Origin of the sequence: Achromobacter sp. 2789STDY5608621 (assembly GCF_001299375.1) — a bacterium.
Lineage (GTDB): Bacteria > Pseudomonadota > Gammaproteobacteria > Burkholderiales > Burkholderiaceae_B > Achromobacter > Achromobacter insuavis.
Genome location: NZ_CYTU01000034.1, coordinates 29,711 through 45,794, shown reverse-complemented (window position 1 = coordinate 45,794; position 16,084 = coordinate 29,711). Strand labels below are relative to the sequence as shown.

At 63.5% G+C, this 16,084-nt stretch carries 11 protein-coding genes and 1 tRNA gene; 10 read left to right on the top strand and 2 right to left on the bottom strand.

Annotated elements, in window-relative coordinates; translation table 11 throughout:
- Positions 1-45 precede the first annotated feature (45 nt).
- Positions 46-849 carry a GNAT family N-acetyltransferase gene (locus AOZ53_RS24420; protein WP_054428415.1) on the top strand — a complete coding sequence of 268 codons (804 nt, stop codon included), beginning with the start codon at positions 46-48 and terminating at the stop codon, positions 847-849.
- A gap of 180 nt (positions 850-1,029) precedes the next feature.
- Here the strand turns inward: AOZ53_RS24420 and ppx are convergent, their stop codons facing one another.
- Positions 1,030-2,517 (bottom strand): exopolyphosphatase, encoded by a 1,488-nt coding sequence (ppx, locus tag AOZ53_RS24415; protein WP_054428414.1) that lies wholly within the window; start codon positions 2,515-2,517, stop codon positions 1,030-1,032.
- 219 nt (positions 2,518-2,736) lie between these two features.
- Between ppx and ppk1 the strand changes: the two genes are divergently transcribed.
- From ppk1 to pstB, 5 genes are all read left to right on the top strand, one after another.
- On the top strand, positions 2,737-4,812 hold the full coding sequence (gene ppk1, locus AOZ53_RS24410; protein ID WP_054428413.1) for a polyphosphate kinase 1: 2,076 nt from the start codon (positions 2,737-2,739) through the stop codon (positions 4,810-4,812).
- A gap of 392 nt (positions 4,813-5,204) precedes the next feature.
- Positions 5,205-6,245, top strand: a complete 1,041-nt coding sequence (pstS, locus tag AOZ53_RS24405; protein WP_006390678.1) for a phosphate ABC transporter substrate-binding protein PstS — start codon at positions 5,205-5,207, stop codon at positions 6,243-6,245.
- 137 nt (positions 6,246-6,382) lie between these two features.
- Positions 6,383-7,399 (top strand): phosphate ABC transporter permease subunit PstC, encoded by a 1,017-nt coding sequence (pstC, locus tag AOZ53_RS24400; RefSeq protein ID WP_006390677.1) that lies wholly within the window; start codon positions 6,383-6,385, stop codon positions 7,397-7,399.
- Between the two features lie 23 nt (positions 7,400-7,422).
- The gene (pstA, locus tag AOZ53_RS24395; protein WP_080977466.1) at positions 7,423-8,277 is read left to right on the top strand and encodes a phosphate ABC transporter permease PstA; all 855 of its coding nucleotides are present in this window, start codon (positions 7,423-7,425) and stop codon (positions 8,275-8,277) included.
- Between the two features lie 47 nt (positions 8,278-8,324).
- Positions 8,325-9,101 (top strand): phosphate ABC transporter ATP-binding protein PstB, encoded by a 777-nt coding sequence (gene pstB / locus AOZ53_RS24390; RefSeq protein WP_006385463.1) that lies wholly within the window; start codon positions 8,325-8,327, stop codon positions 9,099-9,101.
- Between the two features lie 154 nt (positions 9,102-9,255).
- Here the strand turns inward: pstB and AOZ53_RS24385 are convergent, their stop codons facing one another.
- Positions 9,256-10,611, bottom strand: coding sequence for an MFS transporter (locus tag AOZ53_RS24385; protein ID WP_054489660.1), 1,356 nt, complete (start codon positions 10,609-10,611; stop codon positions 9,256-9,258).
- Between the two features lie 156 nt (positions 10,612-10,767).
- Here AOZ53_RS24385 and AOZ53_RS24380 point away from each other — a divergent pair.
- The 4 genes from AOZ53_RS24380 (at position 10,768) to AOZ53_RS24370 (ending at position 15,974) form a co-directional block, all read left to right on the top strand.
- Positions 10,768-10,844 (top strand) — tRNA-Pro (locus tag AOZ53_RS24380).
- A 2,449-nt stretch (positions 10,845-13,293) separates the two neighbouring features.
- The gene (locus tag AOZ53_RS35105) at positions 13,294-14,409 is read left to right on the top strand and encodes a DEAD/DEAH box helicase family protein (protein ID WP_231689867.1); all 1,116 of its coding nucleotides are present in this window, start codon (positions 13,294-13,296) and stop codon (positions 14,407-14,409) included.
- An 84-nt stretch (positions 14,410-14,493) separates the two neighbouring features.
- The gene (locus AOZ53_RS24375; protein WP_054428411.1) at positions 14,494-14,997 is read left to right on the top strand and encodes a sigma-70 family RNA polymerase sigma factor; all 504 of its coding nucleotides are present in this window, start codon (positions 14,494-14,496) and stop codon (positions 14,995-14,997) included.
- An 11-nt stretch (positions 14,998-15,008) separates the two neighbouring features.
- Positions 15,009-15,974 carry a FecR domain-containing protein gene (locus tag AOZ53_RS24370; RefSeq protein ID WP_054428410.1) on the top strand — a complete coding sequence of 322 codons (966 nt, stop codon included), beginning with the start codon at positions 15,009-15,011 and terminating at the stop codon, positions 15,972-15,974.
- Positions 15,975-16,084 lie beyond the last annotated feature (110 nt).

The window sequence follows — 16,084 nt, the reverse complement described above, 5'->3', positions numbered from 1 at the left end:
ATACAGGGCGTCCAAACTGACCGGACTCTCTAGGAGCTTCGCGCAATGCTGGAACTAGCACGCATCAACCCAAGCCGTAATGCTACAGAACCGTGGACGGGCCCCGCCGCACGGGTGCTGGTGGTCGGCCTGGCGCGCACGGCCGAGGAAATTGAACAGATCCAGCGCCTGCGCTATGACGTCTTCACCGAAGACATGGGCGCGGTCTTTCCCGATGCCCAGGACGGAATCGAGCACGACCGCTTCGATCCCTTCTGCGAGCATCTGATGGTGCGCGAGCTCGACACCGGCCGTGTCGTGGGCACCTACCGCATCCTCACGCCCGAAAAGGCGCGCGAGGCCGGCGGCTACTACTCGCAATCCGAATTCGACCTGGCGGGCCTCGGCCCGATCCGCGACGAACTGGTGGAAGTGGGGCGCTCGTGCACCCACGCCGACTACCGCAACGGCGCGGTCATCATGCTGCTGTGGTCCGGCCTGGCGGAATACCTGCGCCGCGGCGGCTACCAGTACGTGCTGGGCTGCGCCAGCGTCAGCCTGCGCGACGACGGCGTCACCGCCGCCGAAGTGTGGCGCACCATTTCCAAGCAGCTGCCGAAAGAAGGCCAGCCGCACGTGACGCCGCTGCACCGCTACCCGGTGGAAAAGCTCAACAGCACGCTGCCGGCCCGTGTGCCGCCGCTGATCAAGGGTTACCTGAAGCTGGGCGCAACGGTCTGCGGCGAACCTGCCTGGGACCCGGATTTCAATGCCGCCGACTTCCCGGTGCTGCTGAAGATGGACGGCATGGACGAGCGTTACCGCCGCCATTTCGGCCTGGATCAACCCACGGCCAACGGTCAGCGCTGATCATGCGCCGCTTGTTCCGCCGTATGAAGATCAAACTGATTCGGCGGGCAACGCGGCCATTCCGCCTGGAGCTCAAACAGCTCGAACGCGAGACGGATCTCTCGCCGTTCTAGCGCCTGAAGCCTGCTTCGCCGCACGGCCCCGGACTTGTCCGGGGCCGTGCTGTTTTCAGGACGCGATTCAGAACTCGAGCAGTTCGAACGAGAATCCCACCTTCGACCATTCGGCTTCTTCCGCGCGCAGCGTGAAGTCGCTGAGCGGGTGTTGCGCGAGCCAGTCGCGGTTCACGCGCACCACGATGGAGTCGTTGCGCATGGACGCGGTCAGGGGCAGGGGGTCGATCTCGCCGCGGCGGCGGAACAGCAGCACGGCCAGCCGCAGGCTGAGAATGGCGATCCACTGGGCGCGGTTGCGCACCAGCGGCTCGAGCTTGCTCAGCTTGCCCTGGTGGCCCAGCGCCAGCAGCGCCAGCAGTTGCTGGTCGGCGCGCGAAAAGCCCGGCATGTCGGCGTTCTCGAGCACGTAGGCGGTGTGCTTGTGGTACGCGTTGTGGGCGATCGACAGGCCCACTTCGTGCAGGTCGGCGGCCCAGCCCAGGGCGGCGCGCAGTTCGGCGCGTTCGGCGCCTTCGGGCATCATCGTGTCGAACAGGCTGAGCGCGGCGCGGTGCACACGGCGCGCCTGATTGACGTCGACGTGATAGCGCTTCATGAACTGTCGCACCGACTCGTCGCGCTTGTCGTGCTCGTCGTCGCGGCCCAGCAGGTCATACAGCACGCCCAGGCGCAGCGCGCCGTCGCCGGTGTGCATGACGTCGATGCCCAGTTCGTCGAACAGCGCGCTCATGATGGCCAGCCCGCCGGGCAGCACGTCGGCGCGCTCGACCTTGATGCCGGGCAGCTCGGACGGGATGACGCGGCCGGCGCGCACGATGCGGTCTTTCAGCTTGCTCAGGCCGGCGCGGGTGATGCCGCGCTCGGACATGCCGCCTTCGGTGAGGATGGCGTACAGCGCCTTGGCGGTGCCGGAGGAGCCGTAGGCTTCCTTCCAGCCGGTCTTGCGGTACTGCTTGGCGATGACTTCGATCTCGCGCCGCGCGGCCAGTTCGGCCTGTTTCATCTGGTGGGCGTCGACGATGCCGTCCGAGAAGAACTGGCGGCTGTAGCTGACGCAGCCCATGTAGAGCGACGACATCAGGCCGGGTTCGTGGCCCTTGCCGATGATGACTTCGGTGGAACCGCCGCCGATGTCGATCACCAGGCGCTTGTTGGGCGAGGGCGGCAGGGTGTGGACCACGCCCGAGAAGATCAGGCGGGCCTCTTCGCGGCCGGCGATGACTTCGATCGGGAAGCCCAGGGCGGCTTCGGCCCGGGGCAGGAAATCGCGGGTATTGCGCGCCACCCGGAAGGTGTTGGTGGCGACCGCGCGCACGCGGTTGGGATGGAAACTGCGCAGGCGTTCGCCGAAACGTTCCAGGACGGCGATGGCGCGCTCGATGGCGTCGTCGCCGAGGCGTTTTTCGGCGTCCAGCCCGGCGGCGAGCCGGACGGTTTCCTTGAGGCGATCGATCTGGTAGATCTGGGGCGTACCGTCCTGCTGAACGATGCGTCCGATGGAGAGGCGGAAGCTGTTGGACCCGAGGTCCACGGCGGCCAGAAGTTGATCCATGCGGCTCGTAATATTGGCTGTGAGGTGGCCTGATTATAGAGACCCCATATGACAGCGCCTTCCGCTGCGGGTTTTCGCTTATGGAACAGGCAGTTGGCGGCGGGAGACCATGCTCCATGCGTCCCGGTTTTGTCGTACGCTACGCATTTGGCGTTGTGTCATAGAACCGTCACTATTTTGCAGTAAAACTCCACGCTCTCCCTACGTATGGAATCCGGTATGACCACACGCCCGCCCGCCGAGCCCTTGCTCCTGAATCGCGAGTTGTCGCTGCTCAAATTCAACGAACGCGTGCTGGCGATGGCTGAGAATCCCAGTACGCCCCTGCTCGAACGGCTGCGCTATGTCTGTATCGTCAGTTCCAACCTGGACGAATTCTTCGAGATCCGGATCTCGAGCCTGAAAGAGCAGCAACGCCAGTCGCCCAACTCGGTCGGCCCGGACGGCATGACGCCGGACCAGGCGTTCGAGAACGTGCAGCAGGCGGTGCACGAACTGGTGGGGCGGCAGTACGCGCTGCTCAACGACGCCATCCTGCCGGCGCTGCAGGCCGAGGGTATCGCGCTGCACCATGCGTCGGAATGGAACGCAGAGCAGCAGGAATGGGCGCGCGAGGTCTTCAACCGCGACGTGATGCCGCTGCTGACCCCGATCGGGCTGGACCCGGCGCACCCGTTCCCGCGGGTCTACAACAAGAGCCTGAACTTCATCGTCTCGCTGTCCGGCGCCGACGCCTTCGGCCGCCAGGCCTCGATCGCCGTGGTGCAGGCGCCGCGCGCGCTGCCGCGCCTGATCAAGATGCCGCCGGAGCTGTCCGGCCATCCGGAAGGCTACATCCTGCTGACCTCGCTGCTGCGCGCCTTCGTTGGCGAGCTGTTCCCGGGGCTGGAGATGCTGGGCTGCTACCAGTGGCGGGTGACGCGCAACAGCGACCTGTTCGTGGACGAGGAAGAAGTCACCAACCTGCGCCACGCCCTGCAGGGCGAGCTGTCGCAGCGCAACTTCGGCGCCGCCGTGCGCCTGGAGATCGACAAGCTGACGCCGGTCGAGCTGGAGACCTTCCTGCAGCGCGAGTTCTCGCTCAAGGCCGAGGACACCTACCGCGTGCCGGGTCCGGTGAACCTGTCGCGCCTGATGCAGCTGTGCAACTCGCCCAACCGGCCCGACCTGCTGTTCCCCGACTACCGCGCGCCGGTGCCGGCGCCGTTTGACCGCGTCGGCGACAAGCCGGCCGAGCTGTTCGAGGCCGTGGCCGAGCAGGACCGCCTGCTGCATCATCCCTATCAGTCGTTCCAGCCCGTCATCGACTTCCTGACCGCCGCCGCGCTGGATCCGGACGTGATGGCCATCAAGCAGACCATCTACCGCACCGGCGAGGATTCCGAGCTGATGAAGATCCTGCTGGCCGCGGCGCGCGCCGGCAAGGAAGTGACGGTGGTGGTGGAGCTGATGGCGCGCTTTGACGAGCAGACCAACATCAACTGGGCCTCCAAGCTGGAAGAGGTGGGGGCGCACGTGGTCTACGGCGTGGTGGCGCACAAGACCCATGCCAAGATGGCGGTGGTGCTGCGGCGCGAAAAGGGCCGCCTGCGCCGCTACGCCCACCTGGGCACCGGCAACTACCACCCGCGCACCGCGCGCCTGTACACCGACTTCGGCCTGCTGACCGCCGATCCCAAGCTGTGCGAGGACATGGACAAGGTGTTCGCGCAGCTGACCGGCCTGGGCGCGCGCCGCTCGCTCAAGTCGCTGATGCAGTCGCCGTTCACCATGCACGACGGCATGGTGGCGCTGATCCGCGCCGAGGCCCGCGCCGCCAAGGCGGGCAAGCGTTCGCGCATCATGGCCAAGATGAACTCGCTGCTGGAAGAGCAGATCATCGAGGAGCTCTACAAGGCCAGCCAGGCGGGCGTGAAGATCGACCTGATCGTGCGCGGCGTCTGCGCGCTGCGCGCCGGCGTGCCGGGGCTGTCCGAGAACATCCGGGTGCGTTCCATCGTCGGGCGCTTCCTGGAGCACTCGCGCGTGTTCTATTTCTACGCCGAGGGCGCCGAGACGGTGTACCTGTCGTCGGCCGACTGGATGGACCGCAATTTCTTCCGCCGCGTGGAAATCGCCTTCCCGATCTACGACAAGACGCTCAAGAAGCGCGTCATCGACGAAGCCTTCACCTTCGCGCTGCGCGACAACCAGCTGGCCTGGCAGCAACAGGCCGACGGCGACTACGTCCGCGTGCGCAGCCGCCGCGAACCCTTCAACCTGCACCAGTACCTGATGCAGAAGCTGGGCGTATAGCCCCGCCCGTCCTTACCCCTTCCGCGCAGGCCATGCGGAAACGGAACCAGGCCCCGCCCAGCGGGGCCTTTTCTATCCGTCCCCCAGATCCGCCAGACAAAGCCAAGCCGCTCGACGCAGGCTCCCCCCCGAGCCAAACCATCCGTCCCCAACCCTCATCACCGTCAGACCCCCCCCCTCAGGCCACCACCCTCCCAAGCCAGGCCGCGCGGATCCGGCTCCGCCGGTCCGCCACCGGCGCCCCCCTGGGGGGGAAGCGCGCAGCGCTCCGGGGGGGGGTTTATGACTGTCACTATCTTGTCACGTTGGGCTTCTAAGATGCGAGGGTCGCTGAAAGACAGGCAGTAGAAAGCCTGCCAAAGACTCCTCTAACGAGCACAGAAGGAACCAAGATGTTCAAACGTGTCTTCAAACAAGTTTCCCTGGGTGTCGCGCTGAGCGCCGCCGTTTTCGCCGTCCAGGCCGCCGATGTGACCGGCGCCGGCGCTTCGTTCCCGTACCCGATCTACGCCAAGTGGGCGTCGGACTACAAGGCCGCGACCAACAACGCCGTGAACTACCAGTCGATCGGTTCGGGCGGCGGCCAGCAACAGATCATCGCCAAGACCGTCGATTTCGGCGCTTCGGACGATCCCATGAAGGCGGCTGACCTGGAAAAGAACGGCCTGCTGCAATTCCCGGCCGTCATCGGCGGCACGGTTGCCGTGGTGAACATCGACGGCGTCGAGCCGGGCAAGCTGAAGCTGTCGGGCAAGGTCCTGGGCGACATCTTCCTGGGCAAGATCAAGAAGTGGGACGACGCCGCCATCAAGGCGCTGAACCCCGACGTGAAGCTGCCCTCGGCCGACATCATCGTCGTGCACCGTTCGGACGGCTCGGGCACCACCTTCGGCTGGACCAACTACCTGTCCAAGGTGTCGCCGGAGTGGAAGGAACAAGTCGGCGAAGGCAAGGCCGTCAAGTGGCCCGTGGGTCAGGGTGGCAAGGGTAACGAAGGCGTCGCCGCCTACGTCGGCCAGCTGAAGAACTCGATCGGCTACGTCGAATACGCCTACGCCAAGCAGAACAAGCTGGCCTGGACGCAACTGCAGAACAAGGCCGGCAAGTTCGTCCAGCCGGAACAGAAGGCCTTCGCCGCCGCTGCCGCGAACGCCGACTGGAAGAGCGCGCCTGGCATGGGCGTGGTCCTGACCGACGAGCCGGGCGCCGATTCGTGGCCCGTCACCGCCGCCACCTTCATCCTGATCCACAAGTCGCAAGACAAGCCGGTTCAGGGCAAGGCTGTCCTGGAATTCTTCGACTGGGCCTTCAAGAACGGCGCCAAGTCGGCTGAAGCCATGGACTACGTGCCGCTGCCCGACGCCGTGACCAAGGAAATCCGCGCCGCCTGGGGCGAGGTCAAGGCTGCCGACGGCAAGGCCGTCTGGAAGTAAGGCAGGTGCCTGGCGCGGCGGCTCCGCCCCGCGCCGGCATCGGCCAACTGCCCTGGTATCCGGTCCGCCGGCTACCAGGGCGGGTCTCCCGGACCCACCTGTAGTTTCCCCCAAGGTTTCCTAAGGAAAGTCCATCCATGAGCGCGGTAATGGATAATAGTGTGCCGCTCCCGCCCAGCGTGGCGGATTCCGTGACTACCGGCACGCCTTCGCCTATGAAGCAAAATAAAAACGCGCTGATGGATGCGCTGTTCAAGAACCTGACCCGCCTGTTCGCCTTCCTGGTGTTCATTCTGCTGGCGGCGATCCTGGTATCCCTGATCTACGGCAGCCGCGAATCGCTGGCCAAGTACGGCCTGTCGTTCCTGTGGTTGAACGACTGGGATCCGGTCAAACAGAATTACGGCGCGGTGGTGCCCATCATCGGCACGCTGCTGACCTCGGCCATCGCCCTGATCATCGCGGTGCCGGTGTCGTTCGGCATCGCCATCTTCCTGACCGAACTGTCGCCGACCTGGCTGCGCCGCCCGCTGGGCACCGCGGTCGAGATGCTGGCGGCGATTCCGTCGATCATCTACGGCATGTGGGGCCTGTTCGTCTTCGTGCCGGTGTTCCAGCAGTACGTGCAGCCGTTCCTGATCGCCACGCTGGGCAGCGTGCCCATCATTGGCGGCATGTTCGCCGGGCCGCCGTTCGGCATCGGTATCTTCACCGCCGGCCTGATCCTGTCGATCATGATCATCCCGTTCATCGCCGCGGTGATGCGCGACGTGTTCGAACTGGTGCCGGCGATGCTGAAGGAATCGGCCTACGGCCTGGGCAGCACGACCTGGGAAGTGATGTGGCGCGTGGTGCTGCCCTTCACCAAGTCGGGCGTCATCGGCGGCATCATGCTGGGCCTGGGACGCGCGCTGGGCGAGACCATGGCGGTGACCTTCGTGATCGGCAACGCCTTCAAGTGGTCCGGTTCGCTGTTCTCGCCGGGCAACTCGATCGCCTCGGCGCTGGCCAACGAATTCAACGAAGCGGGTGGCATCCAGAAGTCGGCGCTGCTGGAACTGGGCCTGATCCTGTTCCTGATCACCACGATCGTGCTGGCCCTGGCGAAGATGCTGCTGGTCCGCCTGTCGGCCGGTGAAGGCAAGAAATCCTGATCCCGCCGCACAAGGAAAAGATCATGGCTGTATCCGTACTCAATATGCAGAACGGCGTGTATCGCCGGCGCCGGGTGGTCAACCGCATCATGCTGACCATCTCGCTGGCCACGCTGGTGTTCGGGCTGTTCTGGCTGTTCTGGATCATCCAGACCCTGCTGTTCAAGGGCGCGCCGGCGCTGTCGTACACGCTCTTCACCGAAATCACGCCGCCGCCGGGGCAGTCCGGCGGCCTGGTCAACGCCATTTTCGGCAGCGTGATGATGGCGGGCGTGGGCACGCTGATCGGCACGCCGGTCGGCATCCTGGCCGGCACCTACCTGGCCGAATACGGCCAGCGTGGCTGGCTGGCGCCGGCCACGCGCTTCCTGAACGACGTGCTGCTGTCGGCGCCGTCCATCATCATCGGTCTGTTCATCTACGCCGTGTACGTGGCGCAGGTCGGGCACTACTCGGGCTGGGCCGGCGCCATCGCGCTGTCGATCCTGGTGATCCCGGTGGTGGTGCGCACCACCGACAACATGCTGCTGCTGGTGCCCAACAGCCTGCGCGAAGCCGCGGCCGCGCTGGGCTGCCCCAAGTGGCGCATGATCACCCTGGTGTGCTATCGCGCCGCCAAGACCGGCATCATCACCGGCGTGCTGCTGGCCATCGCCCGCATCTCGGGCGAAACCGCGCCGCTGCTGTTCACGGCGTTGTCGAACCAGTTCATGTCGACCAACATGAACGGCCCGATGGCCAACCTGCCGGTCGTGATCTACCAATACGCCGCCAGCCCCTTCAAGGACTGGAACGACCTGGCGTGGGCCGGCGCCACCCTGATTACGCTGCTGGTGCTGGGCATCAACATCATTGCCCGCAACATGTTCCGCAAGTAAAGATCGCTTTGCCGGCGCGCCCGCCGCGCCGGACCTAGGGAAACCAAATGGAAAACACCGCTACCGCCGTCAAGAACAAGATCGAGGTCAAGAACCTGAACTTCTACTACGGCAAGTTCCATGCGATCCGCAATGTGAACATGTCGATCCAGGAGAAGAAGGTCACCGCCTTCATCGGCCCGTCGGGCTGCGGCAAGTCGACGCTGCTGCGCACCTTCAACCGCATGTTCGAGCTGTACCCGGGCCAGCGCGCCGAGGGCGAAATCATCCTGGACGGCGAAAACCTGCTGACGGCCAAGACCGATATCTCGCTGATCCGCGCCAAGGTCGGCATGGTGTTCCAGAAGCCGACGCCGTTCCCCATGAGCATCTACGACAACATCGCCTTCGGCGTGCGCCTGTTCGAGCGCCTGTCCAAGGGCGAGATGGACGAGCGCGTGGAATGGGCGCTGAGCAAGGCCGCGCTGTGGAATGAAGTGAAGGACAAGCTGCACCAGAGCGGCAACAGCCTGTCGGGCGGCCAGCAACAGCGTCTGTGCATCGCGCGCGGCGTGGCCATCAAGCCGGAAGTGCTGCTGCTGGACGAGCCGTGTTCGGCGCTGGATCCGATCTCGACCGCCAAGATCGAGGAACTGATCGCCGAACTGAAGAACGACTACACCGTCGTCATCGTGACCCACAACATGCAGCAGGCCGCCCGTTGCTCGGACTTCACGGCCTACATGTACCTGGGCGAGCTGATGGAATTCGGCCAGACCGACCAGATCTTCGTGAAGCCGTCGCGCAAGGAAACCGAAGACTACATCACCGGCCGTTTCGGCTGATCGTCCGCCGGAACGGACGCCTGGCGGGCAACCGGCAGGCGGCGCGGTCCGGTACGGATCCCATGCGAAACAACGGCGCACCCTTTGGTGCGCCGTTGTCGTTTCCGTCAGTCCGATTCCGCGGCGAGCGCCGCGGCGCCGGACAATCGGCGTGTCAGGACTGTTGTTGCTCCACGGGCCGCGTGCCGGCCGTCGGCCGCGCCGGCGCGCCGCCCGCGTAGCGGCCCGGGATCAGGATCACGAACACCGCCGCCAGCACCGCCGCGCACGAGAAGGCGATGAAGTTCCAGGCCAGCGGCAATTTCAATCCCGCCAGATAGCCGCCGACGATGGGGCCGCTCATGGCGCCGATGCGGGCGAACGACAGCGCCCAGCCGGTGGCCGCGCCGCGCGCGTGCGCCGGGTAGTAGCTGGCCAGGTAGCCGGTCAGGATCAGCGACGACGAAATGCTGCCGATGCCGGCCAGCGCCACCCACAGGTAATTGACCGCCAGCGGATTGTTGTAGGTCAGGCAGTAGATGCCGATCGCGCCCACCAGGTAGAACAGCGCCACGATCTTGCGCGGCTCGCTCTTGTCGGCGAACTGGCCCAGCACCAGGCCGCCGATGGCCGACGCCAGGCTGAAGACCAGCAGGAACGAGATGCTCGAGCCCAGGTCGTAGCCGTTCTTGCGCATGATCTGCGGCAGCCAGGTGTTCAGGCCATACACCAGCATCATGCCCAGGAACAGGGCGCCCCAGAAGCACAGCGTGGCCCGCAGGTGGCGCGGCGCGAACACCGCGGCCATCACATCGCGCCAGGTGGTCTTTTCACCCGTCACTTCGCGCGGACGGAACGGTTCCAGCGAGGTGATGCCCAGGCGCTGCGCCACGGCGCGGGCGCCGGCCTCGTCGCCCTTGGCCAGCAGGTATTCCAGCGATTCGGGCAGCAGGCGCGCCAGCACCGGCACCAGCAGCAGCGGCGCCGCGCCCACCAGGATCACCGCGCGCCAGCCCCAGTGCTGCAGCACGGCCATGGCCACCGCGGCGGAGCACAGGATGCCGAGCGAATAGCCGGAATACATCACGCCGTAGTTGAAGCCCCGTTTGGCGGGCGGGGAATACTCGATCGTCAGCGCCGCCGCCACCGGGATCACGCCGCCCAGCCCCAGGCCGCCGATGAAGCGGAAGGTGGCGAACCACGTCGGCGTCGGCGCCCAGGCCGCGCCGATCATGGTCAGCGAGAACAGCGTCACGCAGGCCAGCAGCATGCGCCGGCGGCCCAGCAGGTCGGACAGCGTGCCGACGGCGAACGAGCCGACGAACATGCCCGCCAGTGCGTAGCTGCCGAGCATGCCGAGTTCGATCGGCGTCAGGTTCCAGCTCTTGTCGTCGGCCAGGGCGGGCAGCACCGCGCCCATGACGCCGACGTCGTAGCCCTCGAACAGGATCGCCAGCCAGCAGACGAACAATACGGTGTCGGTGGTCCGCGTGGGCGTGGCCCAGGCGGATGGAGAGGAGGCGTTGGCCATGTGGTTCCCGATGGATGTCGTTATTAGGTATGTCGAATTAATTTATGCTTCAACTATATAGGTGTCAATCAGGGGATCGCCGGGCTGGGCGTTGCGCGGGCGTGGCCTGCCGGGATTTGCCGGGGGCGCGCCGGTATCTGGTATAGTTGCGACCCTCGGGGCGTAGCGCAGCCTGGTAGCGCATCTGCTTTGGGAGCAGAGGGTCGCGAGTTCGAATCCCGCCGCCCCGACCAATAAAATCAAAGGGTTAGCTCAATGTCGGTGAGCTAACCCTTTTTCTTTGCTGGGCATATGGGACAACATATGGGACAACGAACTTGCAGTTGGCGGTGAGCAAGTTCACGCGGCATCAAGGCAAGGATGTGCATTCGGTGGCAATAGCGCATTTCGGCACTTGCCGGGTCTCTGCTTGATTGTGGGGGGCGGGCAGCTCGCTGCACTTTGGGCTCATCAGGCCAATTGGGTGGGCTCTGGGGACTGTTGCGCTTGGTGCAGGCCAAACCCCTTCATCTGAGGCTGTGTGTGCTGGGGCAGCAAAGCGAGAGTTCCGAGCCCTGGTCGCAGAGCATCGGCGGCATCACGCGACAGTTGAATCGTTACGACCCTTCGGCCCTTCCATCCTCGCGGCGTTATTCGTTAGCGGAGCAAATGCCGAGCTGTGCTGTGGACCGGTCTTCCGCGGTTGCACTTTTAAAGCGTCGCGGCCTGTACTCTGCATGTGCTGTGTGCATTGCACTGAGACCATACTGCACACCTCAGTGTCAAATGCGCTCTGAGTTGCGCTGAGGGAAATCAAAGTCGACGGTCTATCCGACCCGAACTGCGGAGACTTGGCCTAGTACGGGAATGAGGGGATAGGGCATCCTTTAACCTAGTACTGATACGAGGGGTGTCCTTTCGACAATGGAAGTAGGAGTTGCCAGCGCAATGTCTGAATGGCTGCGACAGGGACACGGAGTCTTTCAGGCGGCTAACAGATTATTTCGCTGAGTCGACCCCGGGCTGGTCGCGATCCCGCGTATGAGGCGCTGAAACTTGTCCGCAGGTCCGTAGATTTCACCCCGCCGCAACCGTCCGCACTTGTGAATCGTGGGGGGAGGGGCGGCCTTGGTGGATCATGCTGCACCGAAGGAGCGTGGGGCGCGATTAATGCTCAGAAACACGGAACGTGGGTCGCAGCAAAAAGGTCGGCAATGGCTGGACCAAGCGCGGTTCATGTCGCGGAGAAGTTAGTGGCTTGAATTGCCGACAGGGTATTTGAGTATCTCGGCCTGGCAAACAGTTCCCAGTCAAAAAAGTCCGGCTCGTGGCGTTGCAAAAATAACTCCCACCTTGAGACGCCGGCGCCGGACAGTTGCCACCCTAGTCACGCACGTCTGGAACATCATCGACCGTTGATCGTTCCAGCTTCACTGACGGTGGGCGAGGGGCGGGGCGGCTGTCCGGTTGTGGACCATCGAACAGATCCGGAGTGCTTGGCTGGCGTAGAGATCAAGTGTTGACGCCATCAGTCAAAGCCCTTTTCAAACACCCTATCAAAATCCCCTATCAAATATTCCGAATGTGCGGGGAAGCTTGGCGCCCCGGTGGGCGTCGATTCTTGCCATGGACAAAAGGGAAGGCTGGCTCGGCGGTCTCACGTTCTAGCGAGCGAAGTCGTTGGATTGTGCAATACAGGACTCTGGCCACACCCTCCGACTTGCCCACTTTCTTTTGCACGGCGCCAACCGTCTTCTAGACCCTGCAAGGCAAAAACTCGGAGATTCGACTCGCGTTTCAGAAACAGAGCGCGAGATCGCGCAGAACGCGCTCTGGGCTGCAATGACTCTAAAGTGGCTGCTACCCCGTAACCCTAGGTGTTTCGACCGCTCATGCGGGCTGTGGACGCGTCTAAGGACCATCACTGCATCTACGAGGGCGTCCCATCTGGAATTGATCCGGCCTGTTGTGGCTTATCAGGTCAGACAGCGGCGCGGACGCTGTTGACACTGGCGTAGCCAGTAAAAGATTTGGGATTGGGAATGGGATTGGGATTGGTAGCTTTGCATCCGGTTTGCACTGGGTTCGAAAGTAAAACCTGGCCATAACCTGCTGGGTTTCCGCTACAGGCCGCCAGGTTCCCTCGCTCCGTGGGTATTTCTCCTATGAGGATGGCCATGGATCCTGTGTCAGCGGCGCTCATGGACCCCAAGATCTGAGCAACTGTGCTGGGGCACAGCGCGCTCCTTTACGCCGTGTTTCAGAACCAAATTGGTCGAGTGCCGCTCTAGGTTTTGATGTGGGAACCGGCGGTTAACCAAGTAGGAACCCAGCAGGATCCCAGCGGGTTTCCTGTTACGAACGATGTTGCGTTGCGCTGCGGATTCTCAGTTCATATCCGGCGGTGATTGCTATCATCAGGCGTACCGACAGAGCTGTGTTTGTGGAGAAAAGCGTATGGACCTGGGTACTACAGTGATGCTCGGAGTACTTGTAGCTGTTATCGCATTCGGCCTTTGGGTCGCGAATAACATCGCTCGTTCCGAAGGACGCAACAAAGAAGACCATCAGACCTGAAGCGGCAATAATTCGGAGTAGGTCTCAAAAATTAGGCTGGCTTGTTATGTTCTTTGAAGTAACAATTGGTCATCCAGTTCATTCCGGGAGGGGGACGTGGCCGATTTCTTCATTGAACATAGCCACATGCTGGCTTTGAAACCCATTAGCAGTCCGAACTCGGGTTTTAGGCCAGGCCAGTTGGGCGCTCTTCATTCTGTGGCGGCCCACTTTTCGGTCTACGACGAGCCGGCCATAGTGTCTTTGCCGACTGGATATGGGAAGACTGCCGTGATCATGGCGCTTCCTTTTTTGTTGTGCTCAAACCGTGTGCTGGTGGTGGAACCCACGGATGTGCTGAGACGACAGACCTCGGCCCACTTCGGTGAACTGTCGACGCTACGCAAGCTCAAGGTCTTACCGGCGGAGGCAGGAAATCCTCATGTACATCCACAGAAGGGCAGGCCATTGAGCGCCGATGAATGGCTTGCCTTTAAAACTTTCGATGTGGTCGTGTCCACGCCAGCGAGCACCTCGCCGGTCCTGGAGCCCGTAAGTCCCGCAGATCTATTCGATTTGATTATCTTTGACGAGGCGCACCATGCTCCAGCAGACACTTTCGGCTTTATGGTCGGCAGGACTTTTCACGGGGGCGCTCGCATGAGATATAGGGGCGCGACGAGGTTAGCGCGCAGTAGAGGGGAGGAGCAATCTCGGCTTTGGCAGGGACTACCTTATCTCTTGCCAGGCGGAATTCACCAGCCCGAACTTTCACCTGATGTCGGTGGCCTCGGCTCCGAGCGAGGTACGGTCGTACCTGGGAAAGTTGCGTACCGTACATTCCTTCATGTAGGTACGGTACGGAGGGATCACAGCTTGCGATGGCAACAGTCCGCGTATGTAGGTGATTTTCTGGGAGAATTTCGGAACCTCAGGCGGGTGAGCGCACGTAAAACCGGCCTCGATCCGCTGTCTGGTGACTTGCGTCATTCCCCGCGTGGCCTATCGCAGGCGTTCTGCCTGTGGAGGATTGATTTTGTGTCTCAACTTCAAACGGGGCCGCTAGTTGTTCGGCATGGAGCCCTTGCTCGTGGCGACCTGAGCTTGTCCGGCACACTGCGGGCGTGGTCTGGTATCGGCCATGCGGCCACGCCCAATACGCTGGGCTGCATGGCCTCCGCGGGCTTGGACTGGGTTGGTGACAGGCCGATTTCGACCCATTACGGCCACTCAAGCGCGGCTTGCCAAGATCGGCAGGTTTGATGGAAAATTGATAGTAATTCTCATTACTAAATTTTCAATCCGGAGCGCCTGGTGTCCACCATTCCTCCCGCTGCCGTATCAGCGATGCATACGCTTTACAGCGACAACCATGGGTGGCTGCTGGGGTGGTTGCGCCGTCGTGTGGGCGATCCTTTCGACGCGGCTGATTTAATGCAGGACACCTTCGTCAGGGTGTTGAAGACGCATACAGGGCGATGCGGCGCGGCCAACGCCGACCCGGCCGCTGAGATTCGGGAACCGCGCGCCTATCTGGCGACCATTGCCAAAAGCCTGATGATCGATTTCTTCCGGCGCCAAACGCTGGAGCGGACCTATCTCGAGGTTTTGGCCGCACTCCCACCGCAGGAGGTGCCTTCGCTCGAAACGCAGGCCGTGTTGCGTAGCGCCTTGATCGAGATTGACGCCATGCTCGACGGACTCGGCTTAAAGGTCAAGCAGGCCTTCTTGATGGCGCAGTGCGAAGACCTTCCCTATGCTGAGATTGCCCGCCGTCTGGGGATATCGCGTCGCAGCGTGGACAATTATCTGGCGCGCGCCATGGCGCATTGCTGCCTGCTCTTGCCGTGAGCGGCACGCCGATGTCTACGGAGACACCGCTCAGCGCGCGGGATCTGCGCGCCATCAAGGAGGCCGCCACCTGGTACGCGCGCCTTAGTTCGGAAGCCACTACCGCCAACGATCGCCACGCCTGGAGCCTCTGGCTCGCCAGCGACGCCGCCCACCGCGCCGCGTGGGGCAAGGTCGAGCAGGTCTGCCGCCAGATGGGCCGCCTGCCAGGCAGCATCGCCCGCCCCACGCTGGCGCCGGCCAAGGCGTCGCGCCGCGCAGTGTTGCGTACCATCGGCCTCGTGGCAGGCGCCGGCGCCGCCTCCTGGCTGGGATGGCGCACCCTGCCGTGGGAAGGCTGGGCTGCCGACTACCACAGCGCCGTCGGCGAACGGCGCAACATCAAGCTTGCGGACGGCTCGTCCATGCTGATGGACACCGATACCGCCGTCGACGTCACGTTCGACGCCCAGGCGCGCATCCTGGACCTGCGATCGGGCGCCATTCTGGTATCCACGCATCCCGACCCCGCCGCCACGCCGCGCCCCTTCCTCGTACGAACGCGCCAGGGCACGGCCACCGCGCTAGGCACGCGTTACACGGTCAAGACCGAAGATGGCTGGACGCGCGTGGCCGTCCTGGAAAAGTCGGTCCGCATTGAGCCCGTACAAGGGCAGGGGGCCGTCGTCCTGCATGCTGGCCAGCAGGCGCGGTTCAGCCGAGACACCGTCGCCCCCCCCAAGCCAAACGACATCACTACCGCGGCATGGACTAGTGGCAACCTCGTCGCGTTGGACATGCCGCTGGGCCAACTGGCGGCCGAGCTGGGCAGATATCGGCGCGGCGGTCTGGCGTGCGACGCCGATGTTGCCCACCTGCTGGTGTCGGGCTCTTTTCCGCTGGACAACACCGATCAGGCCCTGGCCGCGTTGACGCAGGGCTTTCCGGTCAAGACCGCGCGGGTGCTGGGCTATTGGACCCGGCTTGTCGCGCGTTGAAGCGTGCGGACGCCGAGCTCAGGAACCGTCCGAATTTATTTTTGAAGAATTTGCGTCTTTGGGCCGTTTCGTTCGTCCTCTCAGGCAGAACCTTTATTTCACGTCTTCCT